This window comes from Mammaliicoccus sp. FSL K6-3158 (assembly GCF_038005105.1).
Classification (GTDB): Bacteria; Bacillota; Bacilli; order Staphylococcales; family Staphylococcaceae; genus Mammaliicoccus; species Mammaliicoccus sciuri.
On record NZ_JBBOSL010000001.1, the window covers coordinates 2,225,045 to 2,250,692 of the forward strand.

General features: G+C 33.6%; 23 protein-coding genes. 1 reads left to right on the forward strand and 22 read right to left on the reverse strand.

What is annotated here, in order from left to right; translation table 11 throughout:
* Window positions 1-8: 8 nt before the first annotated feature.
* The 11 genes from rnr to MHH94_RS11320 all read right to left on the reverse strand — a co-directional run bounded on the left by rnr (window position 9) and on the right by MHH94_RS11320 (window position 12,798).
* Window positions 9-2,357 (reverse strand): ribonuclease R, encoded by a 2,349-nt coding sequence (gene rnr / locus MHH94_RS11270; protein ID WP_058591601.1) that lies wholly within the window; start codon window positions 2,355-2,357, stop codon window positions 9-11.
* 33 nt (window positions 2,358-2,390) lie between these two features.
* On the reverse strand, window positions 2,391-3,131 hold the full coding sequence (locus tag MHH94_RS11275; protein WP_058591602.1) for an alpha/beta hydrolase: 741 nt from the start codon (window positions 3,129-3,131) through the stop codon (window positions 2,391-2,393).
* An 89-nt stretch (window positions 3,132-3,220) separates the two neighbouring features.
* Window positions 3,221-3,454: a preprotein translocase subunit SecG gene (gene secG / locus MHH94_RS11280; RefSeq protein ID WP_025906376.1), complete on the reverse strand. Its 234-nt coding sequence runs from the start codon at window positions 3,452-3,454 to the stop codon at window positions 3,221-3,223.
* A gap of 69 nt (window positions 3,455-3,523) precedes the next feature.
* Window positions 3,524-4,867 carry a 3-phosphoshikimate 1-carboxyvinyltransferase gene (aroA, locus tag MHH94_RS11285; protein ID WP_058591603.1) on the reverse strand — a complete coding sequence of 448 codons (1,344 nt, stop codon included), beginning with the start codon at window positions 4,865-4,867 and terminating at the stop codon, window positions 3,524-3,526.
* A gap of 501 nt (window positions 4,868-5,368) precedes the next feature.
* Window positions 5,369-6,673 (reverse strand): surface-displayed alpha-enolase, encoded by a 1,305-nt coding sequence (gene eno / locus MHH94_RS11290; protein ID WP_025904549.1) that lies wholly within the window; start codon window positions 6,671-6,673, stop codon window positions 5,369-5,371.
* A gap of 31 nt (window positions 6,674-6,704) precedes the next feature.
* Entirely contained in the window at window positions 6,705-8,237 is a 1,533-nt protein-coding gene (gene gpmI, locus MHH94_RS11295) for a 2,3-bisphosphoglycerate-independent phosphoglycerate mutase (RefSeq protein ID WP_048539901.1), read from the reverse strand.
* A complete protein-coding gene (gene tpiA, locus MHH94_RS11300; protein WP_025904547.1) occupies window positions 8,237-8,998 on the reverse strand; it encodes a triose-phosphate isomerase in 762 nt (253 codons plus the stop codon). The genes gpmI and tpiA overlap by 1 nt, the downstream gene beginning before the upstream one ends.
* 22 nt (window positions 8,999-9,020) lie before the next feature.
* Window positions 9,021-10,211 (reverse strand): phosphoglycerate kinase, encoded by a 1,191-nt coding sequence (locus tag MHH94_RS11305; protein WP_048539902.1) that lies wholly within the window; start codon window positions 10,209-10,211, stop codon window positions 9,021-9,023.
* A gap of 114 nt (window positions 10,212-10,325) precedes the next feature.
* Entirely contained in the window at window positions 10,326-11,336 is a 1,011-nt protein-coding gene (gene gap, locus MHH94_RS11310; RefSeq protein WP_025904545.1) for a type I glyceraldehyde-3-phosphate dehydrogenase, read from the reverse strand.
* A 49-nt stretch (window positions 11,337-11,385) separates the two neighbouring features.
* Window positions 11,386-12,402 carry a sugar-binding transcriptional regulator gene (locus tag MHH94_RS11315; RefSeq protein ID WP_048539903.1) on the reverse strand — a complete coding sequence of 339 codons (1,017 nt, stop codon included), beginning with the start codon at window positions 12,400-12,402 and terminating at the stop codon, window positions 11,386-11,388.
* A gap of 150 nt (window positions 12,403-12,552) precedes the next feature.
* Window positions 12,553-12,798, reverse strand: a complete 246-nt coding sequence (locus tag MHH94_RS11320; RefSeq protein WP_078355524.1) for a glutaredoxin family protein — start codon at window positions 12,796-12,798, stop codon at window positions 12,553-12,555.
* A 443-nt stretch (window positions 12,799-13,241) separates the two neighbouring features.
* On the opposite strand from MHH94_RS11320, the gene clpP reads away from it, so the two are divergent.
* The gene (gene clpP, locus MHH94_RS11325; protein WP_025904542.1) at window positions 13,242-13,832 is read left to right on the forward strand and encodes an ATP-dependent Clp endopeptidase proteolytic subunit ClpP; all 591 of its coding nucleotides are present in this window, start codon (window positions 13,242-13,244) and stop codon (window positions 13,830-13,832) included.
* A 49-nt stretch (window positions 13,833-13,881) separates the two neighbouring features.
* Here the strand turns inward: clpP and whiA are convergent, their stop codons facing one another.
* The 11 genes from whiA to uvrA all read right to left on the reverse strand — a co-directional run bounded on the left by whiA (window position 13,882) and on the right by uvrA (window position 25,644).
* Window positions 13,882-14,826, reverse strand: coding sequence for a DNA-binding protein WhiA (gene whiA, locus MHH94_RS11330; protein WP_088592489.1), 945 nt, complete (start codon window positions 14,824-14,826; stop codon window positions 13,882-13,884).
* A gap of 130 nt (window positions 14,827-14,956) precedes the next feature.
* Window positions 14,957-15,109 carry a hypothetical protein gene (locus MHH94_RS11335; protein WP_162841914.1) on the reverse strand — a complete coding sequence of 51 codons (153 nt, stop codon included), beginning with the start codon at window positions 15,107-15,109 and terminating at the stop codon, window positions 14,957-14,959.
* Window positions 15,110-15,253: 144 nt separating this feature from the next.
* Window positions 15,254-16,240 carry a gluconeogenesis factor YvcK family protein gene (locus MHH94_RS11340; RefSeq protein WP_048539906.1) on the reverse strand — a complete coding sequence of 329 codons (987 nt, stop codon included), beginning with the start codon at window positions 16,238-16,240 and terminating at the stop codon, window positions 15,254-15,256.
* Entirely contained in the window at window positions 16,237-17,142 is a 906-nt protein-coding gene (rapZ, locus tag MHH94_RS11345; protein WP_084755115.1) for an RNase adapter RapZ, read from the reverse strand. The genes MHH94_RS11340 and rapZ overlap by 4 nt, the downstream gene beginning before the upstream one ends.
* 483 nt (window positions 17,143-17,625) lie before the next feature.
* Entirely contained in the window at window positions 17,626-18,573 is a 948-nt protein-coding gene (trxB, locus tag MHH94_RS11350) for a thioredoxin-disulfide reductase (protein ID WP_048539908.1), read from the reverse strand.
* A 63-nt stretch (window positions 18,574-18,636) separates the two neighbouring features.
* The gene (locus MHH94_RS11355) at window positions 18,637-20,073 is read right to left on the reverse strand and encodes a tetratricopeptide repeat protein (protein ID WP_058591607.1); all 1,437 of its coding nucleotides are present in this window, start codon (window positions 20,071-20,073) and stop codon (window positions 18,637-18,639) included.
* 8 nt (window positions 20,074-20,081) lie between these two features.
* Window positions 20,082-20,564 (reverse strand): acyltransferase, encoded by a 483-nt coding sequence (locus tag MHH94_RS11360; protein WP_058591608.1) that lies wholly within the window; start codon window positions 20,562-20,564, stop codon window positions 20,082-20,084.
* Between the two features lie 18 nt (window positions 20,565-20,582).
* The gene (gene lgt / locus MHH94_RS11365; RefSeq protein ID WP_049319741.1) at window positions 20,583-21,401 is read right to left on the reverse strand and encodes a prolipoprotein diacylglyceryl transferase; all 819 of its coding nucleotides are present in this window, start codon (window positions 21,399-21,401) and stop codon (window positions 20,583-20,585) included.
* A complete protein-coding gene (hprK, locus tag MHH94_RS11370) occupies window positions 21,401-22,333 on the reverse strand; it encodes an HPr(Ser) kinase/phosphatase (RefSeq protein ID WP_106417543.1) in 933 nt (310 codons plus the stop codon). The genes lgt and hprK overlap by 1 nt, the downstream gene beginning before the upstream one ends.
* 132 nt (window positions 22,334-22,465) lie before the next feature.
* A complete protein-coding gene (locus tag MHH94_RS11375) occupies window positions 22,466-22,792 on the reverse strand; it encodes an SHOCT-like domain-containing protein (RefSeq protein WP_048539913.1) in 327 nt (108 codons plus the stop codon).
* A gap of 17 nt (window positions 22,793-22,809) precedes the next feature.
* Window positions 22,810-25,644 (reverse strand): excinuclease ABC subunit UvrA, encoded by a 2,835-nt coding sequence (uvrA, locus tag MHH94_RS11380; RefSeq protein ID WP_048539914.1) that lies wholly within the window; start codon window positions 25,642-25,644, stop codon window positions 22,810-22,812.
* Window positions 25,645-25,648 lie beyond the last annotated feature (4 nt).

Below are 25,648 nucleotides of genomic sequence, written 5' to 3' on the forward strand. Positions count from 1 at the left end.
CCTACTTTCTATTTTTTCTTTCGTCTTGCTTTGTTTTTCACAGCTTTTGCTTTGTAATAAGGCTTTTTATCTTTCTTACCTTGTTTACCTTGATTGCCGCCTTGTTTACCATTAGCTCTACCTTTTTTATGCTTATTAGGTTTATCTTGTTCTTTAGCTGTACCACGTTTTTTAGCTTTGATTGTTTTTTCTCTTGCTAAACGTTCTCTATTCTTTTCAGCTATTGGCATACCAACAATTTGAAAATCAATCATACGCTCATCAACGTTAACATTAATTACTTTAACTTCGACTTTGTCACCAATTCTAAATACTTTAGCTTGGCGCTCACCTATAATTGCCATATTACGCTCATCAAAGTTGTAGTAGTCATCTGTTAAGTTAGAGATATGAACCATACCTTCAATTGTGTTCTCTAGCTCTACAAACATACCAAAGTTCGCTACTGAACTGATAATACCTGTAAACACTTCTCCAACGTGTTGAATCATATACTCTGACTTCTTCAAGTCATCTGTATCTCGTTCAGCGTCAATTGCTCTACGCTCACGTTTAGAAGTATGGTCAGCGATATCTGGCAACATTTCTTCCCAATGTCTAATTTGTTTACTGTTCATAGATTTTTCAATTAAATATTTACGAATTAATCTATGCACGATCAAGTCAGGATATCTTCTGATTGGCGATGTGAAATGTGTATAGTAATCTGCTGACAAACCAAAGTGACCTAAATTATCTTCGCTATATCTAGCTTGTTGCATACTTCTTAACATTAAAGTAGAAATAACCATTTCTTCTTTCTGTCCAGCAACTTCTTCTACAATTTTCTGTAATGTTGCAGGGTGTATGTCTTCACTTGAACCTTTAACAGCAAGTCCAAAGTTTGAAATAAATTCAAAGAATTGGTTTAATCTTTCTGCTTTTGGATTCTCATGGACACGATAGATAAATGGCACTTCGAGTTTACTAAAGTGTTCAGCAATTGTTTCGTTAGCAGATAACATAAAGCTTTCGATTAATCGCTCTGCATCATTTCTTTCTCTCACTTTAATGTCTGTAGGTATACCATCTTCATCTACCAATACTTGTGCTTCTTTAATATCAAAATCAATTTCCCCACGTCTTTTACGTTTAGCGATTAATTGTTTTGATAGTTGTTGTGCTAAATCAAGCATTGGTGTAATTTCTGAATACTTTTCACGAATTTCTTGATCGTCATTTTCAATAATGGCATTTACATCTGAATATGTCATTCTATAATCTGAGTGAATAACACTTTCAAAGATATCATGTCTAATGACTTCACCTTGTTGGTCTATTTCCATTCTACAACTCAATGTTAATCTATCTTCATGAGGGTTTAATGAACAAATACCATTACTTAATCTATGCGGAATCATAGGAATTACTCTATCGACAAGATATACACTTGTTGCTCTGTCATATGCTTCTTTGTCTAACTCACTATTTTCTGTTACATAGTAGCTGACATCAGCAATGCTAACTGTAAGTTCTGTTAAACCATTGTCTAAAGCTTTTACAGAGACAGCGTCATCTAAATCTTTCGCATCTGCACCATCTATCGTGATTGTAAGTTCGTCTCTTAAATCTCTTCTACCTTTAATTTCGTCTGGACTAATTTGATCTGGTACATTTTCAGCTTCTTGAATAACATTATCAGGAAATTCAATATTAATACCATGTTGATATATGATAGATAAAATATCGACACCTGGATCATTCTTATGACCTAGAATCGCTTTAACATGACCTTCTGGATTATGTGTACCATCAGCATATTCTGTAATTTCTACTAGTACTTTGTGACCTTCAATTGCACCAAGATTTTTACCTTTAGGAATAAAGATATCTTGTGTAATACGTTTGTCATCTGGTAATACGAAACCGAAATGTTTCGCTTCTGTATAAGTACCAACGACTTGCGTAATATTACGTGTCGTAATTGCTTTAACTCTACCTTCAATCTTACCTTTATGATCTCCACGAGATGGCACAACTTCTACTAATACTTCATCGCCATCCATCGCTTTATTAATCTGATTAGGTGGGATAAAGATGTCTTCTATTGTGTCATCTTCAGGTCTTAAAAAGGCAAATCCTTTTTTGTGCTGACTCAAAGTACCTTTTACAAGGTCTGATTTGTTACTTTTCTTCTTATATCTATCCGTTTTTGTTCTTTCTAGTTGACCCGTCTGTTCTAAATCAACTAGAACTTTAATTAATTCTTTAAATGAATCAGCATTACTAAGTCCCATTACATCTTGAAATTCACTTACTGTCATAGGACTGTATTCTTTATCATTGATGATTTCTTCAACTTCTTCTCTTAGATTCATAGTGGGCCTCCCTTCTCTTTTATATTATGTGTGTTACTCGGACCAATCTAATGATTCTAAGAATTGATATACGTCTTCAAATACTTGTTCTTTTTCTTGTCCGATTGTTATAACATGACCAGATTCTTCATACCATTTAATATTTTTGTCATCAGAAGATGATTCATTATAAATAATATTAGCTGAATCAGGGTTAATCATTTCATCTAGTTTACCTTGTACAACAAACAATGGATCAAATACTTCGTCTACTTGATTTCTCACACCTTGAATTGTTTCTTGTAAATCTTTCAAAGTATTCGTAGGATGAAAATGTTTCATTTCTTCTTCAATTTGTTCAGGTGTTTTGCCTTCATACTTTTTAAATTCTCTAGCATAATCTAATACACCTTCAAACATCGTGCCTTCAGTTTTTATATACATAGGTGAGCACATAGTTACAATACCTTTTACATCTCTGTTTAAACTTAATTTCAAACTAAAGACGCCACCTAATGATAATCCAGCTACTGCTATTTCAGTATATCCTTTTTCTTCTAAAAAATCATATGCATCTAAACAGTCTTTAAACCATACATATGGACTTGATTCCAATATCTCTTCTGGTGGTCTACCATGACCTTCATAATGCGGAGCATATGATGTATACCCTTTTTTCTGTAAGTAACGTCCTAATTGTCTAACATCTGATGAATTACCTGTAAATCCATGTAAAAGTAATACTGCTCTTTTTCCTTCTTCAAAAAAGAAAGGTTTAGGTAATTGAATTCTCATGAATGACCATCCTTTAACATAATCTAGTTCTATTGTATCGTTTTTTTACTTGTATATAAATAAAAAAGTCCGACAATACAGTCGGACCACTACATTTTGAAGTAAGTAATTGCTAACATTAATAAGAAAAATAAAATTGCTAAAATAATTGTAACTCTGTGTAAAATCAAATCTATTCCACGTTGTTTTTGTTTTCCAAATAATTGTTCTGCTCCGCCACTAATTGCACCAGATAAACCAGTACTCTTACCTTCTTGAAGTAATACGACGGTAATCAATGCAATACAAACGATGATTAATAAGACGATTAAAAATGTATGCATGGACTCGGTCCTCCTGTCTATTATAACAGTAGCATTATAGCATATTTACAATATGCACTCAAGTTTTCATTAATGATACTCAACCAATATACCTAACGATGCTAACATTTCAAAATATGTTGGACAAGTCTTTGATACGCATGAAGGGTCTAATAATTTAATCCCATCTACTTTAGTCCCCATTAAACTTAAAGACATTGCAACACGGTGATCATCATAAGTATCTAATGTTGTTGGCTTAACATCACCCGGTGTGATAGTCCACCCATCTTGATGTTCAGTAACTTCAATACCTAATTTTGTTAAACTTTCTGTTAATGCAGTTACACGATTACATTCATGATGACGTATATGTTCTACACCTGTAATTGTAATTGGACCATCAGCAAATACAGCTAAACTACCAATTGTTAAAGCTTGGTCTGAGCAAGCATTCATATCAATTGTTAAGTTCCCTTTTAATTGTTCAGGACCAGAAATCACAACATAATCAGTACCTTTTTCAACAGTTGCACCCATTTTTTCAAGAATATCGACAACTTCTAAATCAGGTTGATGACTTTCCATATTTAAATGATTAATTTTAATCGTAGACTTATTAAGTGCTGCTAATGCCATGAAATAGCATGCTGTTGATAAGTCAGCTTCTAATGGTAGAGTAGCCGCTTCATACTCACCTTGTTCTACTTTCATATGTGTATAATCATCTGATACATCTACATGTATGCCAAATTGTTTCATCATTTCAATTGTAATATCCACATAGGCGCTTTGAACAATCTTAGTCGTAAGTTCAATTTCAGTTGGTTTGTTAAATAAAGGTGCCGCCATTAATAAACCACTTATAAATTGACTTGATTGATTACCAGCAATTGAAACTTTTCCGCCCGTTTCTGGTGCACCTTTGATTGTCACAGGTAACTGACCTTCCTTTTCAAGATACGTTAGTTTAACACCTAATTGTTTTAACGCATCGTGTAAAGTCTTATGAGGTCTACCAGCAAGTTGTTCAGTTGAAGTAATTGTGATTTCACTTTTCTCTTGAGTACCTAAAATACCTGGTAAGAATCGAGCCGTTGTACCAGCAGAACCAATAAATACTTGTTGTTTCTCAGGTAACTCTGAACGATTAATACCTGTAATATGAAGTTCATCACCTACAGCTTCAACAGTAGCACCTAGTTTTTTAATTGTTTCCATACACCAGTATGTGTCATCACTCTTTAAGTATCCAGATAATTTAGAAGTACCCTTACTAAAACCAGCCAAAATAAAAGCACGATTCGTCACACTCTTACTACCTGGAATCATGACTTCTTTATTGAATGCTTTTTTAATAGGATGAAGAGTTAATTGATCCACACCATCTAAACTAGACCAAGGTGATTTTGCACTTTTTAAATTAATCGTCATTATGATCCTCCTATAAAATTCATTGCCTCTATTATAGAACATTTTCAAATAGAATGAAATGATAAAATATTATTGATTTAAAGCGTTAAAGAATTTATTGGGTGATGTGGGAGATGGGAGGTATATAGTGTGTGGATTAAATTGTGTAGAGTAGGATCTCTTGGCTTTATTAAAAAGTTAAGCCATGACTTAGACCATCTCTTGGCTTTATTCGATAGTTAAGCTACGATTTGGATGATTTTTAAGTAATCAAAAGTGCTCATTCCTATATAATCATTTTAAATTTTGAAATGATGTGTGTTTACTACTTCTTTAACTCACATCTCCCGATACTCTGATACTCCCCCAACTGCTCCGACCGCTCCAACCTTGCTCTATCCATTTTCTCTATCAAACTCTAACCTGCCTTACCTACCAAAATTTCTATTACAACTATAAAAAGCCCAAAAGATGTGACGACATCTTTGGGCTTTATGTGAACCATTTTATTTATATGCTCAATTATTTTGATAAGTTATAGAAAGCTTTGATTCCTTCGAATTTACCTGTTTCGAATAATTCGTCTTCGATACGTAATAATTGGTTGTATTTAGCAATACGGTCAGTTCTTGATAATGAACCTGTTTTGATTTGGCCAGCATTAGTTGCAACTGCGATATCAGAGATTGTAGTATCTTCTGTTTCACCTGAACGGTGTGATACAACTGCAGTGTAACCAGCTTTTTGAGCCATTTCGATTGCTTCGAATGTTTCTGTTAAAGTACCAATTTGGTTAACTTTAATTAAGATTGAGTTACCGATACCTTTTTCGATACCTTCAGATAATTTTTCAGTGTTTGTTACGAATAAATCATCACCTACTAATTGTACGCGGTCGCCGATACGGTCAGTAAGAAGTTTCCAGCCGTCCCAGTCATTTTCATCCATACCATCTTCGATAGTGATGATTGGGTATTTGTTTACTAATTCTTCAAGGAAGTCTACTTGTTCTTCAGAAGAACGTTTAGCACCATTTTCACCTTCGAATTTAGCATAGTCGTATACGCCATTTTCGTAGAATTCTGATGCTGCACAGTCGAATCCTAAGAATACATCTTTACCTGGTTCTAAACCAACTGCTTTAATTGCTTCTAAAATTGTTTCAACACCGTCTTCAGTACCTTCAAATTTAGGAGCGAAACCACCTTCGTCACCTACTGCAGTTACTAAACCACGAGATTTTAAGATTTTAGCTAAGTTATGGAAGATTTCTGCTCCCCAACGTAAAGCTTCTTTGAATGATTCAGCACCTACTGGTAAAATCATGAACTCTTGGAATGCGATTGGTGCATCTGAGTGAGAACCACCGTTAACAATGTTCATCATTGGTACTGGTAATTGAACACCGTTGAATCCACCAAGATATTTGTATAATGGTTGACCTAAGAAGTCAGCTGCAGCACGAGCTACTGCGATAGAAACACCTAAGATAGCATTAGCACCTAATTTAGCTTTGTTTGGTGTACCGTCTAAAGCGATCATTAATTTGTCGATAGAAACTTGTTCTAATACTGAAAATTCACCTTCAATGATTTCAGGTGCAATGATTTCGTTAACGTTTTCTACAGCTTTAAGAACACCTTTACCTAAGTAACGATCTTTGTCTCCGTCACGTAATTCTACTGCTTCATATTCACCTGTTGAAGCACCTGATGGTACTAAAGCTCTACCAAAAGCACCGCTTTCAGTTAATACTTCTACTTCTACTGTTGGATTACCACGAGAGTCTAATACTTCGCGTGCATAAATATCTGTAATAATTGGCATAATTAAAACTCCTTTATAAATTTATAATTTATTATTTAATTAATGATTCACCAGTCATATCTTCTGGTTTTTCTACTCCAAGTAAATCTATAAGTGTTGGTGCTAAGTCTGCTAAGCGACCTCCACTTCTTACTTCTACTCCTTCTTTTGTCACAATAACAGGAACTGGGTTTGTTGTATGAGTTGTCATAGGTGATTCGTTATCTGTTAACACTTCATCAGAGTTACCATGGTCTGCTGTAATGATAGCTGTACCATTCATTGATAAAATTTTATCAACAACTTCACCTAAACATTCATCAACTGCTTCAATTGCTTTAATTGTTGGTTCAAGCATACCACTATGACCAACCATATCAGGGTTCGCAAAGTTTAAGATAATTAAATCTAAATCACCTTTATCTAACTCACTGATTAAAGCATCTTTTACTTCATATGCACTCATTTCAGGTTTCAAGTCGTATGTTGCGACTTTTGGTGAATCGATTAATACTCTTCTTTCACCTTTAAACTCTGCATGATTACCACCACTCATGAAATAAGTAACATGAGGGAATTTTTCTGTTTCAGCAATTCTTAATTGATTTAAATTATTTTTCTCAGCTACTTCACCGATTGTATTTTTAATATCTACTGGTTTAAAAGCAACTTCGGCAATAACATCATCACTATAGTTTGTAAAAGTAACAAAGAATAAATCATCAAGTTTACGTTTAATTTCAAAACCTTCGAATTTTTCATTTGTATATACTTGGCTAAGTTGTGCTGCTCTATCTGGACGGAAGTTAAAGAATATCATAGCGTCATGGCTATTTACGCCAGTGTTTTCCACACCTTTTTCTTCGTCTTTAACGATAAATGGAACAACAAATTCATCTGTTAGACCTTCTTGATAATTAGCTTCTACACCTTCAACTGCAGTTGCATATACAGGTCCAACGCCATTAGACATTGCATCATAAGCTTTCTCTTCACGATCCCAACGTTTATCTCTATCCATAGCGTAATAACGACCAGAAATAGAAGCGAATTGACCAATACCTAGCTCTTTAAATTTATTTTCAGTTTCTTCAATATATTTAAGTGCTGATTTTTGATCAACGTCACGTCCGTCTAAGAATCCGTGAACATAAACTTTTTTAACACCTTGTTTTTTGGCTAATTCTAATAATGCAAATAGATGTTTGTAGTGACTGTGAACACCACCATCTGATAGAAGTCCCATTAAATGTAGCGTTGAATCATTTTTTACAACGTGATCCATTGCTTGTTTAAGTGCGTCAATTTCAAAGAAATCGCCATCTTCAATTGATTTATTGATTCTAGTTAAACTTTGATAAACAATTCTTCCTGCACCAATGTTTAAGTGACCTACTTCAGAGTTACCCATTTGACCTTCTGGTAGACCTACATCTAAACCACATGCTGATAATTCGTTATGTGGATATTTGTTGTAATATCTATCAAAATTTGGTTTGTTGGCTTGTTTTACCGCATTACCATGCTCTTCTTCACGATTAGCAAAACCATCAAGAATGATAAGTGCTGTTGGTTGTTTAGCCATTATTTAGCACCTTCTAATAATGCTACGAATGAATCAACTTTTAATGAAGCGCCGCCAACTAATGCGCCATCGATATCTGATTGAGCCATATATTCTTTAATATTTTCTGGTTTAACACTACCACCGTATTGTACACGTAAAGCATCAGCAGCTTCTTGAGAGAAAGCACCTGCAACAACGTTACGTACGTGTGCACACATTTGGTTAGCATCTTCAGAAGTAGAAGATTTACCAGTACCAATTGCCCAGATAGGTTCATAAGCGATTACTGTCGCTTTAACTTGATCTTCTGTGAAGCCTTTAAGTGCTGCTTCAACTTGACCACCTACTACTGATTCAGCTTTACCTGCTTCTCTTTCTTCTAATGTTTCACCAACACAAATAATTGGTGTCATATTATGAGAAAATACAGCTAATGCTTTTTTATTAACATCTTCGTCAGTTTCGTGGAAGTATTCACGACGTTCAGAATGTCCTAAAACGACATACTTAACACCTAAATCTTCAAGTGCTGCTGGAGATGTTTCACCAGTGAAAGCACCATTATCTTCAAAGTATGCATTTTGCGCACCAATTTGTAAGCCTTGTGCTACGCCTTCTTTAGTTAAGTTAACAAGTGCATCTAATTGTAAAGTTGGTGCACAAATTACTGAATCTACCTCATTAGTATCTGGTAATGCTGGAAGTTCATTAACAAAGTCTTTTGCTTCTTGAACTGTTTTATTCATTTTCCAGTTACCTGCGATAATTGGTTTTCTCATGATATATAAACTCCTTTTATGATTATTTTTCAGAAATTGCTTCGATACCTGGTAATGCTTTACCTTCTAGATATTCTAGAGAAGCTCCGCCACCTGTAGAAATGTGTGTAAAATCATCAGCAAATCCTAAGTCCATCGCTGCTGCAGCTGAATCTCCACCACCGATAATTGTTGTAGCATCTTTTAAGTTAGCGATTGCTTTACATACGCCAATTGTACCTTGTGCAAAGTTACTAAATTCGAATACGCCCATTGGACCATTCCAAACAACTGTATTTGAACCTTGTAGAGCTTCACTAAATACTTCAACTGATTTAGGACCGATATCCATTGCTTCTTGATCAGTAGGAATTTCATCTGCAGAAACAACTGTAATTTCAGCGTCATTTGAAAATTCTTTAGCTACTTTACAATCAACCGGCAAAATAATTTTATCGCCAGCACGTTCAAGTAAATCTTTAGCAAAATCTACTTTGTCTTCTTCAAGAAGTGATAAGCCGATTTCTTTACCTTGTGCTTTGAAGAATGTATATGCCATTCCTCCACCGATGATAACTTTATCAGCAATTGTTAATAAGTTTTCGATAACACCAATTTTATCAGACACTTTCGCGCCACCTAAAATTGCTACTAACGGACGTTCAGGTTCACTTACAACGCCGCCGATAAATTTGATTTCTTTATCCATTAAGAAACCTGATGCTGTTTCAATATTAGATGCAATACCTACGTTAGACGCATGTTCACGGTGAGCTGTACCGAATGCATCATTGATAAATACATCACCTAATGAAGCCCAGTATTTACCTAATTCAGGATCATTTTTAGATTCTTTCTTACCATCAATATCTTCAAAACGAGTATTTTCAAATACTAATACATCGCCTTCAGATAATCCGTCGATTGCGCTTTCTAACGCTTCACCACGAGTTTCTGGTACAAATGTTACTTCTTTATTTAATAATTCACTTAAGCGTTCTGCTACTGGTTTAAGTGACAATCCTTGTTTATCTTCTTCAGTTTTCACTTTACCTAAATGTGAGAATAAAATAACTTTACCGCCTTGCTCGATAATGTATTTTATTGTAGGAAGCGCTTGAACGATTCTGTTATCGTTTGTAATTGCACCATCTTTCATTGGTACATTAAAATCTGCTCTTACAAGTACTTTTTTACCTTTTAATTCTACGTCTTTAACATTCTTCTTTGCCATGACTTGTCTTCCTCCTCTAGATAATAGAAAATACTTTACGATTAAAAATAAGCGGAGAAGCGTTGTGCTCCCCGCTTACTCATAAGCATAACCTATTTAGTTCAATTATTTAAATTATTTGTTAGCTTGAGCTGCTAAATATTCTAAAGTACGAACTAATTGTGAAGTGTAAGACATTTCATTGTCATACCAAGATACAGTTTTAACTAATTGGCGATCTCCAACTGTCATAACACGAGTTTGAGTTGCATCAAATAATGAACCGTAAGTGATACCAATGATATCAGAAGATACGATTTCGTCTTCAGTGTAACCGAATGAATCATTTGTAGCATTTTTCATTGCTGCATTGATTTCTTCAACTGAAACTTCTTTGTCCAATACAGCTGTTAATTCTGTTACTGAACCAGTTGCTACTGGAACACGTTGAGCTGATCCATCTAATTTACCTTTTAATTCTGGAATTACTAAACCGATTGCTTTAGCAGCACCAGTTGAGTTAGGCACGATGTTTTGAGCAGCTGCACGAGCACGACGGAAGTCACCTTTAGCATGTGGAGCATCTAAAGTATTTTGGTCACCAGTGTAAGCGTGAATTGTCATCATTAAACCTTCAACGATACCGAATTCATCATTTAATACTTTAGCCATTGGAGCTAAACAGTTAGTTGTACAAGATGCACCTGAAACGATTTCTTCAGATCCGTCTAATTCGTCATGGTTAACGTTATAAACGATAGTTTTTAAGTCACCTGATGCTGGAGCTGAAATTAATACTTTTTTAGCACCTGCTTCGATGTGAGCTGAAGCTTTGTCTTTGTCAGCGAAGAAACCAGTACATTCTAATACTACATCGATATCTAAATCGCCCCATGGTAATTCTTTAGGATTAGGATTTTCGAAAGTTTTGATTTCTCTACCGTTTACGCGGAATCCGCCTTCGATAACTTCTACTTCGTCTTTGAAACGACCTTGTGTTGAATCATATTTTAATAAATGAGCTAACATTGCGTCATCTGTTAAATCGTTGATTGCTACTACTTCGATATTTTCAACTTCTTGTAATCTTCTAAATGCTAAACGACCTATTCTACCAAAACCATTAATTGCTACTTTAGTTGCCATTATGATGGCCTCCTTTTAATTTTTTATTTCAAAAAGGTTAAATAACCTTTTATTCCAAATTGATTATTGCTTTTGCAGCACCTTCGTCGGTAATAAGAATTGTATTCTTAGGCGCAATCTCAAGATAAGCTTTTATCGCTTCTGCTTTAGATGTCCCACCTGCTACTGCAAAAATGTTTGTCTTTGTTGTTAAGTCTTCTAGTTGCAAACCGATTGTCTTAACACGATGTACGACCTCACCTTTGTCATTAAAATAATAACCAAAAGCTTCTCCGACAGCATGATGATGTTTCAATTGACTTAATACTGCTTCAGAAGTCTTCCTTCTTTCCGCCATCTTCAGCGCATCACCAATACCGTGAATAATAAAATCTGAACGACGTATTGCATCTAGCACCTCAATTACTGCAGGTTCTTTCAGCAAAGTTTCGTATGAACTTTCACTCACTTGGTCTGGAACATACAAGACTTTATATGACCCACCTGTACGATTTGCCATACTTGCACAAATTGTATTTGCTTGAAACACAACGTTTTCACCCAAACCACCACGCGCTGGCGTGAACAAAATGTCTTTATCTAATGGATGTAATGACTCACTTACTCTTGCCATTGTTGAACCACCAGTTACTGATACAGAAGCATGATCGTATAATGACTGTTCTAGTAATTCAGCTGTAACATTACCCATTTCTGCTTTAACCATCTCATCTAAATCCGAATTACCTCTCACTATATGAGCTTTGACACCATATCGATTGAAAATTTCTTCTTCGATATGATTAAAACTAGAATAAAGTGTTAAATAATGTGATAAAGAATCAAGCGTTTGCTCGCCTGTTTCAGTCAATTTCATACCAGTTGACCGAACGCTGATTAAATCTTGTTGTTTTAAAATTTCTATTTCAGTTCTCAATACCCGTTCAGTGACATTCATAACATCACTCAACGTTCTTCGACCTATAGGCTGCTTCTTCTCGATTGTCGATAAAATATTAAAGCGTCGATACATCTTGTCAATCAAATCAGGAACTAGTCTATGTTGTACTTTTAGTAAATCTTCCATAAACAAGTCGCCTCCTCAAAGATTAACAGATGGGCAATTTCTAACCTGGGTTAGACGTTTTTTGTCCCATGCGGGTCAAAAAAATAATATCTGTTTACAGTTTTATAATACACCCCTTATATATAGAATGCAAGTTAAAAGCGTTTCCTATTATTTCATTTGATTATATGCCTCTGTCAATGTGATGAAATCGATATTCCCTTCTTGTAAAACTTGCCCATCGTATTCAACAACAGGTATCCTTAACATATATTTTTCAAGTAATGTATCATCTTCTTCAATATTAATAGTATCTATTTTTATTTCATGATCGTACGATTCTTTAAAAAATTCAATTTGAATCTTAGCATCTTCACATAAACCACAATTTGTCCCAACATAAAATTTAATTGCCATCCAAATCACCCTTTACATAATAAAGCCTCCCCGAGACGAATCGAACGCCCATTTCAAGAACCGGAATCTTGCGTGTTATCCGTTACACTACGGAGAGATAAGTCTTAATAAATACTTTATATCTACTTAATATATTGTCGATATAATAGAATTATCAACCATTAAGGAGTGAAGCAATATGAATACAACTCAAAGGGAGTATTTCATCAGAAAAAGATGTGACTATTTTAATATAGAAGTCACACAAATTCACTGCACACAGCTCGTTGATTACGGAAACTATTATATCATTTATGCTAACATTGACAACTCATATCACAAATTCCCAGTGTATAAATCAGCTATTTAAGTTATAATATTCATCAGTAGGTCATATTTTTTGACCATGTTTGACTTTGTAGTGTATGATATGGTCATTAAGATATTCAAAGGAGGATTAACTGATGAATTTAATACCAACAGTTATTGAAACAACAAATCGCGGAGAACGCGCTTATGATATTTATTCACGTTTATTGAAAGACCGCATTATTATGTTAGGGTCAGCTATCGATGACAATGTAGCAAACTCAATCGTTTCACAATTACTATTCTTACAAGCTCAAGATTCTGAGAAAGATATTTACTTATATATCAACTCTCCAGGTGGTAGTGTAACAGCAGGATTTGCTATTTACGATACAATTCAACACATCAAACCTGATGTTCAAACTATTTGTATCGGTATGGCAGCATCTATGGGTTCATTCTTACTAGCAGCTGGTGCTAAAGGTAAACGTTATGCATTACCAAATAGTGAAGTTATGATTCACCAACCACTTGGCGGTGCACAAGGACAAGCTACTGAAATTGAAATTGCAGCTCGTCATATTTTACGTACACGTGAGAAATTAAATAAAATATTATCTGAAAGAACTGGACAACCAATTGAAAAAATTGAAAAAGACACAGATCGTGATAACTTCTTAACAGCTGAAGAAGCTAAAGAATACGGTTTAATCGATGATGTTATGCATCCAGAAGATATTAAATAATTCATAAAAATAGAAGCACCTGAGACAGGAATTGTCCCAGGTGCTTCTTTTATTGTTGAATTGTCTCGCCGTTTCTAATTTTATCAGCCATTTCATTTAATTTACGTAATCTATGATTAATACCTGATTTAGAAATTTTACCTGTGCTTACCATTTCACCTAATTCTTTAATTGAAACATCTTGATTATCTATTCTAAGTCTTGCAACTTCTCTTAAGCGATCTGGCAAGTTATCAATACCAATTTCTTTATCGATGAGCTGAATGCTCTCAACTTGTTTCATGGCGGCGCTCACTGTTTTGTTCAAGTTAGCCGTCTCACAATTGACTAATCGATTTACTGAATTTCTCATATCTCGAATAATTCTCACATCTTCAAACTTCAATAACGCTTGATAGCCACCAATCAAACTTAAGAAATCGGAAATTTTTTCAGCTTCTTTCAAATAACTGATAAAACCTTTTTTGCGCTCTAATAATTTAGCATTTAAATCATATTGATTCATGAGTGCGGTTAAATCTGCTGAATGTTCTTCATATAATGAAAAGACTTCAAGATGATATGAAGAAGTTTCTGGGTTATTAACAGAACCTCCTGCTAGAAATGCACCTCTTAAATAACTTCTTTTACAACAATCTTTTTGTAAAATATCTTTATCTATTTCATGTTTAAACATGCCATCTTGTAAAATACCAAGTTCATCTAATATTTCTTTAGCTTTTACTTTTATTCGACTAATATATATATTATTTTTCTTAAGTTTCATTTTCTTTCTCACTAATAATTCAACTTCAACACCGAAGCATTTTTTTATTAATGAAAATATTCGACGTGCTATCGCTGCATTTTCAGTTTGTACATTTATAACAAATTGCTGATTAGATATGCTTAAATTACCATTCATTCTAATCAAAGCTGAAAGTTCTGCCTTGGCGCAACAATCATCTACTTCAATTCTTGTTAATTCATTTTTCATTTCTGAAGCAAAGCTCACAGCAGATCATCCTTTCTTAGTTTATAAGCACATAAAAATAATGATATGCCAAAAGACATATCATACGTTTTGTATCTATTTCATATTACACGGAATAGCCGGGCGTATCAAGTTTTTAAACTTGAACTTTTTATGTTTTACTTGAAGGCTCTTTAATAACGCCAAATAATATCATCGCTAAACCAATGATTAAAAAAGTAATACCTATCTGCTGATTTGCGATTAAACCTATGAGTAAAAATATACAGCCTATAATCACCATTAATATCTGAACTCTTTTCATGACCCATCACTCCAAATTGAAAACCCTTACATTTATATTACTTGATTTCCATAAAAAAATGAAGCAAATTGACAATCATTCATGCCACATTTGCTTCATGTAATATCATTTTTTAAGTTTGTCTGTTTTCTCTAGACGAAATGATTATTTATCTTTCTTGTATTGGATTGTACTGATTTCTCTTAAGGCAATTTCGTAAATGAGTTGTGCCAACACTTTATTGTTATGTCTAATGTATTGATGAGGTGTGATACTCACTAATTCATTATCATGAATACACTGTACACCCATGTCTTTCAACTTCTCACCATCAAATTCAACTTGTTTAGCTTCTTCCTGTTCATATCTTAATAGGATATCTTTATTGAAACGCTCATTTTGACATATAACAAAGTCAATGAATGATGCACCTACATGGTCATGAATCGCTTTAACATGATCACTAACTGAATAACCCGTTGTCTCACCTTTTTGAGTCATAAGGTTACATACATATAGTCTTTCTGCTTCAGTATTAACAATGGCATCTTTAACTTTATTCAAAATTAAATTAGGCATAATACTTGTATATAAAGAACCTGGTCCCATAACGATTAAATCTGCTTCTTCAATCGCATCTATTGCTTCTTTCATCGGTTCAATATCTTGAGGTGTCAAAAATACTTTTTCAATTTTCTTTTCAGTCTTAGGAATATTAGATTCCCCAACAATGATTTCACCATCTGACATAACTGCATTTAACACGACACTTCTCGTTGTGGATGGAATGACTTGCCCTTTAATATTCAATAACTTACTCAATTCTTTTACAGCATGTCCAAAATCATCCGTAATATTTGTCATAGCTGCTAACAATAAATTTCCGATTGAATGACTACCAAGTTCTTCTTCTTCAAAACGATATTGGAATAACTTTTCAAGCATTGGTTCTGTGTCACTAAGTGCTGCTAATACATTTCTGATATCGCCAGGAGCAGGTATATCCATCACATCACGAATTTTACCAGTACTACCGCCATCATCTGCTACAGTTACGATGGCTGTAATATCTATTGGATAATCCTTTAACCCTCTTGCTAATACAGAAAGGCCGGTTCCTCCGCCAATTAAGACGACTTTTAATCTTTTCATGTTCTTGGCTTACTTTCAATATGTGCATCGCGATGTGATGTATACACAACATAGTCAAAGTTCTCTTTAATATCTTCCCCTAAACGTTTTGCAAGTGCTACAGATCTATGTTGACCACCTGTACAACCAATTGCAATCGTCAATTGAGATTTCCCTTCTTTCTTATAACCAGGCAACATAAACATTAACAGATCACTAAACTTTTTATAAAATGTATTCGTCTCTTTCCATTTCATAACATATTGATAAACTTCATCGTCGAGACCTGTCATAGGTCTTAATTCTTCAACATAATATGGATTTGGCAAAAATCGTACATCAAAGACTATATCTGCATCAATAGGCATACCATGTTTGAAACCAAAGCTCATCACTCTTACTTGAAATGTTGTAGAAGGATCTTCTTCAAATATTTCTACAAGTTCTTGTTTCAATTCTTTAGGCTTCATTTCAGTCGTATCAATCACAAAGTTACTGATACCTTTAATATCACTTAGTAAAGCCCTTTCTCTTTCAATTGCAGATAATAAACTACCTTCCTCACTTAAAGGATGTGTTCTTCTCGTTTCTTTATATCTAGAAATTAATTTTTTATCACTTGCTTCTAAAAAGATAATGTCTACTAAGACTCTTTTCTCACTTTGTATATAATCTAATTCATCTCTTAAATCTCCAAAGAAATCCTTACCTCTTAAATCGATACCAATTGCAACTTTTGATAAAGAAGGATTACCCTGGTCCATTAAATCAACAAATTTTTGCAATAATATAGGCGGTAAATTATCAACACAAAAATATCCTAAATCTTCTAAAGCTTGTAGTGCGACTGATTTACCCGCACCGGACATTCCTGTAACTACAAGAAGTTCATTTTTTACATTAGTTTTGTCGATAGGTTGCATAACAGTTCTCCTTTAACGATCATATATACCTTTATCTTACATGATTACACCATAAAAAACATTAAATAAATGGCCAATACAAGTGTATCTTTCCCGTTATATAAAGGTAGTAATCACTTATGAAATAGAGTTGATTATATTGATGTTACGTTTTCGGGTCGGTAATTTTATTTATCGGCCTGTAAATCCTGTTTTCGGGTCTATAATTATTTTTATCGGCCTGTAAATCCTGTTTTCGGGTCTATAATTATTTTTATCGGCCTGAAAATCCTATTTTCGGGTCTATAATTATTTTTATCGGCCTGTAAATCCTATTTTCGGGTCTATAATTATTTTTATCGGCCTGTAAATCCTGTTTTCAGGTCTATAATTATTTTTATCGGCCTGTAAATCTCATTTCTGGACCGATAATCACAATCCGCACCCTACCATCCACATAAAAAAAGAGGCGGGACATGTGTCCTCGCCTCTTCACTACTCAAATTATATTAATTGTTCTTCGTCTTCTAATGATTCGATATATGCTTGTGCATTTTGTGCTGCGATACTTCCGTCACCTGTTGCTGTAACGATTTGACGTAAAGTTTTTTCACGAACATCGCCTGCTGCATATACACCTGGCACTTTAGTTTCCATTTCATCATTTGTTTCGATATAGCCATTTTCATTTAAAATACCTAATGATTCAAATGGTTTAGTTAATGGTTTCATACCGATATAGATGAATACACCGTCAGCTTGGTGTTCTGACTCAGATCCGTCTTCAGTTGAAACTAATGTTACTGATCCTACTTTACCATCTTTTTCATTAATTGTTTTTAATGTAGTGTTCCAAATGAAATCAATTTTATCATTTTTAAATGCACGGTCTTGAATGATTTTTTGAGCTCTTAATTCGTCTCTTCTGTGAACAATTGTAACTTTGTCTGCAAATTTAGTTAAGAAAATACCTTCTTCGACAGCTGAATCTCCGCCACCGATTACGTATAAGTTTTTCCCTTTAAAGAATGCACCGTCACATACTGCACAGTAACTTACACCGCGTCCGCCTAATTCTTGTTCACCTGGCACACCTATTTTTTTGTATTCTGCACCAGTTGCAATGATAATTGCACGAGCTGTTAATGTTTTGTCACCCATATTTACAACTTTATAAGAACCTTTATCTTCTATTTCTTTAATGTCACCATATTCATATTTAGCACCAAATTTTTGTGCATGTGTAAACATTTTAGTTGATAAGTCTGGACCTGTTATTAAATCAAAGCCAGGGAAGTTCTCTACATCTTCAGTGTTTGCCATTTGTCCACCTGGCATACCTCGTTCTATCATTACAGTTGATAAATTTGCTCTTGAAGCATACACTGCAGCAGTCATTCCTGCTGGTCCTGCCCCAACTATAATTACATCATAATCTACTTGTGTAGTCATTTATAAACTGCCTCCTCTTATTAATTCAGTAGAATTGTACATCATAATCATTACTATTCATAACTATATGCTCAAAATAGCATTGATCGCTTTATTCAAACGATACGTAGTAATATGAAATGTATCTTTAATCTCTTTTTTAGTTATTTTTTTATTTAACATCTTTAAATAAATATAAATGGATGCTGCAACATAATGTTCAACTTGTTCAATCGATTCATTATCTGCAATGAGCATTTCTGCATGTTCAATCCATGATACAAAAATCTCTTTTCCATATTTCTGATATATGGATTGTTCGATAAGCTTCATACCTTTATCAATAAAGCCTAACTTATTTAAGTGTAAATCTTGAAAAGTATACGTTATATATAACCTTTCATAGTCTGGTAAACTTTCTAGAACTTCCCATATTTCATGAGACATAACGAGTTCTCTATGTTTCATATATCCTAATAAAAATATGCCATATAATCTATATCGATAGTCTTCGTCTTTTAATAAAGGTAATACATGACGATCTAACATATCTTTTAGTTCGTCAATTTTCCAAGGTGGCAATTGACTATGATATTGTACACTATCTTCAAATCTTTGCCAATGTCTTTTCGCTTCATCTAAATAACCTAAATGATAGAAGTTGTAACTTAAGGCGTGGTGTAGTTGTGGCGTAGCAGCTTGTGCTTTTTTTAGAAGAGGCACTAATAATTGATTAGAAGGTTTATGCTTTCCTAAATAGCTTAGAACAACACCCAATTTAAAAGATTCTTCATCGTTAATAGGATGTAATTTACTTAATTGATTCAGATATTGCTCATAACGTTCTATCTGTTGCGTGTTATAAAGCAATAATGTCATATGACATAAAGCGTAAATATCAGAAGGATTATCTTCCAATATCGTTTGTAATAATATCTCCGCTTCGTCATATTGACTATTGTATAACATAGACATCGCTTTTAAATTCATAATATGCTTATCTTCTTGTATTTTAGCACGTTGTCTATCAATATATTCATTCGCTTCTTGTAACCTACCATGTGAAAATAAGTATTGAAAAATATGTTGAATAACAAATCTTTCCGCTTCTTCTTCCACAATTGTTTGATCATCATACTTTACTTCAAACATTTGAATCATTTCTTCAAAATAATCTTGGTCGTCCTCTTCTGTTACATACCTTAAACCAAATAAAAATGCTTTATTAGGTTCATTCGTCTTTATATACATTTGACTTAAATAAAAATAATAATCCGTTACAAAATTTTCTTTCACAATTTGATTGAACATCATTTCTTCTGCTTCGGTATTTTTATTCAGCTCTACAAGACATTCAGCATAAGGCGGTATAATAACAAAATCATTAGGTGATAGTTCAAGCGCTTTTTTAAATAAAGACTCGGCATATCCGAAATCTTGTTCTCTCATTTTTTCCATTGCTTTATGATAATAGAAGTCTTTATCAAACTTTACGTGTATGACATTTGAATTTTCTCCCAACGACTGACTCACCGCCTTTTTTTAAGTTCCATAGGATTGCCATATGCCATCATATCATCAGGTACATCTTTCATCACGATTGTACCACTTGCTATAACAGCATTATCACCTATACTCACGCCTGCAAGTATAGTGGCATTTGCACCAACTAATACATTATCTCCAATGTTTACACGGCCAATTCTATATTCTTCGACTAAATATTCATGACATAGAATGGTTGCATTATATCCTATTACACAGTTTTTACCGATAGTTATAAGTTCAGGATACATAATATCAGGCGTTGCTTTAAATGCAAAAGCTGTCTTTTGTCCAATTTTCATCTTAAGCCCTTTTCTGTATAGAAAATGTTTCCATTTAACACTCGGTAAATATCTACTAATTTCAATGATAATAACATTTTTAAATACTTTTATAAAACGTACTGTTTCATACATTTTCCATAATGGATTCTCACCATCTACTTTTTTAGTCTTTAATGCTCTCACGTAAACACTTCTTTCACATTAGTTATGATAATAACCTTTAACATCTCTGAATTTTTTCGGATTATAACGTACTCTTCTATATATAATACAAGCAATAGAAACAACAATAATTACAATAGAGATAACTTGAGCAATTCTTAAATGTTCAGTAAGCATCAAGCTATCCGTTCTTAAACCTTCTATATAGAATCTACCAATTGAATAATAAATTAAATAAGCAAAGAATGTCTCCCCAATTTTCAATTGAGGTCTAATGAGTAATAAAATGACAAAGCCGATTATATTCCAAATAGATTCATATAAGAATGTTGGTTGGTAATAAATACCATCTATTTGCATATGGTTAATGATAAATTCAGGTATATGTAAATTTTCAAGGAAACTACGTGAAACAGGTCCACCGTGAGCTTCTTGATTCATAAAGTTACCCCATCTACCAATCGCTTGTGCTAAAATAATACTTGGCGCAACAATATCAACCATTTGGAAGAATGATAAATTCTTTTTACGACATATGATGAAACCTGTTAAAAAGGCACCAATCAATCCACCATGAATAGCTATACCACCATTCATAATAAGTGGTATCTCTGCTAAATGTTGACTGTAATAATCCCATTCAAACGCTACGTAATAAATACGTGCACAGATAATTGCCATTACGACACACCATATAATTAAATCTATAAGTGATTCTTCTTTTATTCCAACTTTTTTAGCAGTTCTTTGTGCGATAAGATATCCAATTAATATACCTGAAGCTATGATAATACCATACCATCTTATTGCTAGCGGCCCTAATTGTATGGCTACGGGATCAATGCCTAACACTTCCATTATTCATTCTCCTTACGTGCATTTTTCAAAATTTCTGCATTAAGACGATTATTAAACTCTTCAGCAGTATTAATACCCATATTATTTAAACGGTAGTTCATTGCAGCAACTTCAATGATGACTGCTAAGTTTCTACCAGGTCTAACAGGAATTGTCTTTTTAGTTATTTTTGAATCTAATATTTTTAAAGTTTCTTCATTCAATCCAACTCTGTCATATATTTTTTCTTTGTTCCATGTTTCTAAATTGATGTTTAACTTGATTCTTTTCTCCATCAAGATAGATCCCGCACCAAATAAAGTCATAACATTAATAATACCAAGACCTCGTATTTCAAGTAAATGTTCGATGATCTTAGGTGCTTTACCAATTAATTCATTTTTATTGATTTCTTTAATTTCAACATTATCATCAGCAACAAGTCTGTGACCTCGTTTAACAAGTTCTAATGCAGTTTCACTTTTACCGACACCACTATCACCAGTAATTAATACACCTACACCGTAAACATCTACGAGTACGCCATGTAATGATGTTTCAGGTGCTAGTTCACGTTCTAAATATCCGGTTACTTGCCCCATCAATTTAGTTGTTGAAGACTCACTTTTTAAAAGTGGTGTATTGCTTTCATTACAACTTTGAATGAGTTCTTCTGGTGCATCTAGGCCTCGTGTGATAATGATAGCTGGTGTTTCGGGTCTACACAATTTAGCCATTCTACCTTTTTTCTCTTCATCAGGCAACAAATTATAAAATGACAACTCAGTTGTGCCTAATACTTGAATTCTATCTGATGAATAATGTGAAAAATACCCAGCCATTTCTAGACCAGGACGTGATATATCTGTTTCTGTTACTTTACGATGTAAGCCATTTTTCCCGGCAATAACTTCCAAATTAAATTGCTCTATTAATTTACTACTTGATATCATAGGGTTCACCTCTAGGTTAATATATGTTAATTCTAATGAACTTTAACCTTAACTGCAATCATTATCAATATTACAACAGTTTCAGCAAATATAAAAACCCTAGAAACTTTTTATCGTTTCTAGGGTTTAAAATTAAATATCTTTGTTTTGGTCGTTATTTTTGTTGAAATTTCTAATGATATTTCTTAATGATTCATCTAATTGTTGAATAGGATCTTGACCTGATCCTTCATTATCCTTAAACTGCTTTTCAAATTCAGTTTTACCTGATTTGGCAGTTGTCTTAAATTTATCTAATAAGTCTTCAAATAAATTTTCTACATTTTCTTTAGATTTCTTATCAAAAGGTGATGATGATTTTTGATTATTCGATGTTGCATCAAGTAACTTCACCGCTTCATCAACAGTAATTTTCCCACCTTCAATAAGGTCTAAAATTTTTAATTGTACTTCGTTCATAAATAACCCCTCCTGGTTTATGATCGATCTCGTTCTAAAATTGGTTTTAAATATTTACCAGTATAAGATGCTTCTACTTCAACAATGTCTTCTGGTGTTCCAGTAGCAATTATTTCACCGCCACCATCTCCACCTTCTGGACCTAAATCTATAATATAGTCTGCTGTTTTAATGACATCTAAATTATGTTCAATAATGATAACAGAGTCGCCATTTTCAACGAGTCTATTTAACACACTTAATAAACGCTTAATATCATCTACATGTAAACCTGTTGTTGGTTCATCAAGTATATATAAAGACTTACCATTAGATCGTCTATGAAGTTCTGAAGCAAGTTTCACACGTTGTGCTTCACCGCCTGATAAAGTTGTTGCAGGTTGACCTAGTTTAACATATCCTAAACCAACATCTACTATTGTTTTTAATTTTCTATTTATCTTAGGTAAACTTTCGAAAAAGTGATAAGCATCTTCTACTGTCATTTCTAATACATCAGAAATACTTTTTCCTTTATAAGTTACTTCTAATGTTTCTCTATTATAACGTTTTCCATCGCAAACTTCACATGGTACGTATACATCTGGTAAGAAATGCATTTCAATTTTAATGATTCCGTCACCTTTACAAGCTTCACAACGGCCACCTTTAACATTAAAACTGAATCTTCCTTTTTGATAGCCTCTCACTTTTGCCTCATTCGTTTGGCTAAATACATCTCTAATATCATCAAATACGCCTGTATAAGTTGCAGGGTTTGAACGTGGCGTTCTACCAATTGGTGATTGGTCAATATCTATAATTTTTTCAATTTCATTTACACCTTTTATAGATTTATGTTCACCTGGTTTTGTTTTCGTGTTATACAATTGTTTTTGCAAACCTTTGTATAATACTTCATTTACTAATGAACTTTTACCAGAACCTGAAACACCTGTTACACATGTCATAACTGATAATGGGAAATCTACATCGACATTTTTCAAGTTATTACTTGTCGCACCTTTAACAGATATTTTACGTTTCGTGATTTTTCTTCGTTTAGACGGTACAAAGACTTTCTCTTTACCACTTAAGTATTTACCTGTTAAAGATTGTTCATTTGCCATAACTTCTTCAGGTGTACCACTCGCAACTACTTCACCACCATGTACACCTGCTTTTGGACCTATATCAATTAAATAATCCGCCGCTTTCATCGTGTCTTCATCATGTTCAACGACAATTAATGTATTACCCATATCTCTCATAGATTTCAATGTATCAATTAATCGATCATTGTCTCTTTGATGTAAACCGATAGAAGGCTCATCTAGCACATATAACACACCTGATAATCTAGAACCAATTTGAGTTGCCAGTCTGATACGTTGTGCTTCCCCACCAGATAATGTACCTGATGCTCGATTGAGTGTTAAATATTCTAAACCTACATTATTTAAGAAAGATAATCTTTCATGTATTTCTTTTAAGATGAGCTTCGCAATTTTACGTTCTGTTTCATCTAAATCTAGATTATCAAAATGTTTGATTGCATTATAAATTGAATATCTGACTACTTCACCGATATGTTGGCCATCTACTTTGACAGAAAGTACTTTTTCATTTAAACGATAACCATCACATGTTTCACAAGTTTTTTCTACCATGTATTTTTGCATCACTTCTCTAACGTATTCAGATGGTGAATCATGGTAACGACGTTCAATATTATTCAGTACACCTTCAAAAGCCATCGTTCTCTTTCTTTCTGTTTTAACGCCATAATCTTGATTGAATTTAAATTCTATTTCATCATCATGACCTCTTAAGACGATGTTCTTTTCTTTTTTCGTTAATTTATTAAATGGTTTATCCATGTCAATATTAAAATGTTCACAAGCTTGTTTCAATAAAGTTGGATAATAATTAGAACTGATTGGCTGCCATGGTAAAATTGCACCTTCATTTAAACTTAAAGTCTTATCTGGCACAACCAAATCAATATCTACAGTTAGTTTACTTCCTAATCCATCACAAGATGGACAAGCACCAAATGGATTGTTAAATGAGAACATTCTAGGTTCTAATTGATCTACTGAGAAACCACAAATAGGACAAGCATGGTGTTCAGAAAATTTAATTTCATCACCATCAATAATATCAGCAACTGCATTACCATCAGCTAATTCTAGCGCTGTTTGTAATGAATCAGCTAACCTCGCTTCAATACCTGGTTTAATGACAAGTCTATCAATCACGACATCAATAGAATGATTTTGATTTTTGTTTAAATCTGGAACATCATCTACATCTAAAATATCGCCATCTACTTTTAACCTTGCATAGCCTTTTTTAGCAATGTCTTCGATTAATTTCTTATGTGTACCTTTACGTCCTGAAACAATTGGTGAAAGAATTTGTATTTTTGTTCTTTCTTCTAACTCCATGACTTGATCGACCATTTGTTGAACCGTTTGTGATTTGATTTCAATACCATGGTTTGGACATATTGGTCTTCCAACTCTCGCATATAATAATCTTAAATAATCATATATTTCAGTTACGGTAGCAACAGTTGATCTTGGGTTTTTACTTGTTGTCTTTTGATCGATTGATATCGCTGGAGAAAGACCATCAATTAAATCTACATCTGGTTTGTCCATCTGTCCTAAAAATTGTCTCGCATATGCACTTAATGATTCTACATATCTTCTTTGACCTTCTGCATATATCGTATCAAATGCTAAAGACGACTTTCCTGAACCAGATAATCCAGTCATAACAACAAGTTGATCTTTAGGTATTTCTATATCTATATCTTTTAAATTATGTGCTCTTGCACCTTTTACGATGATGGATTTGTTTTTCATCTCA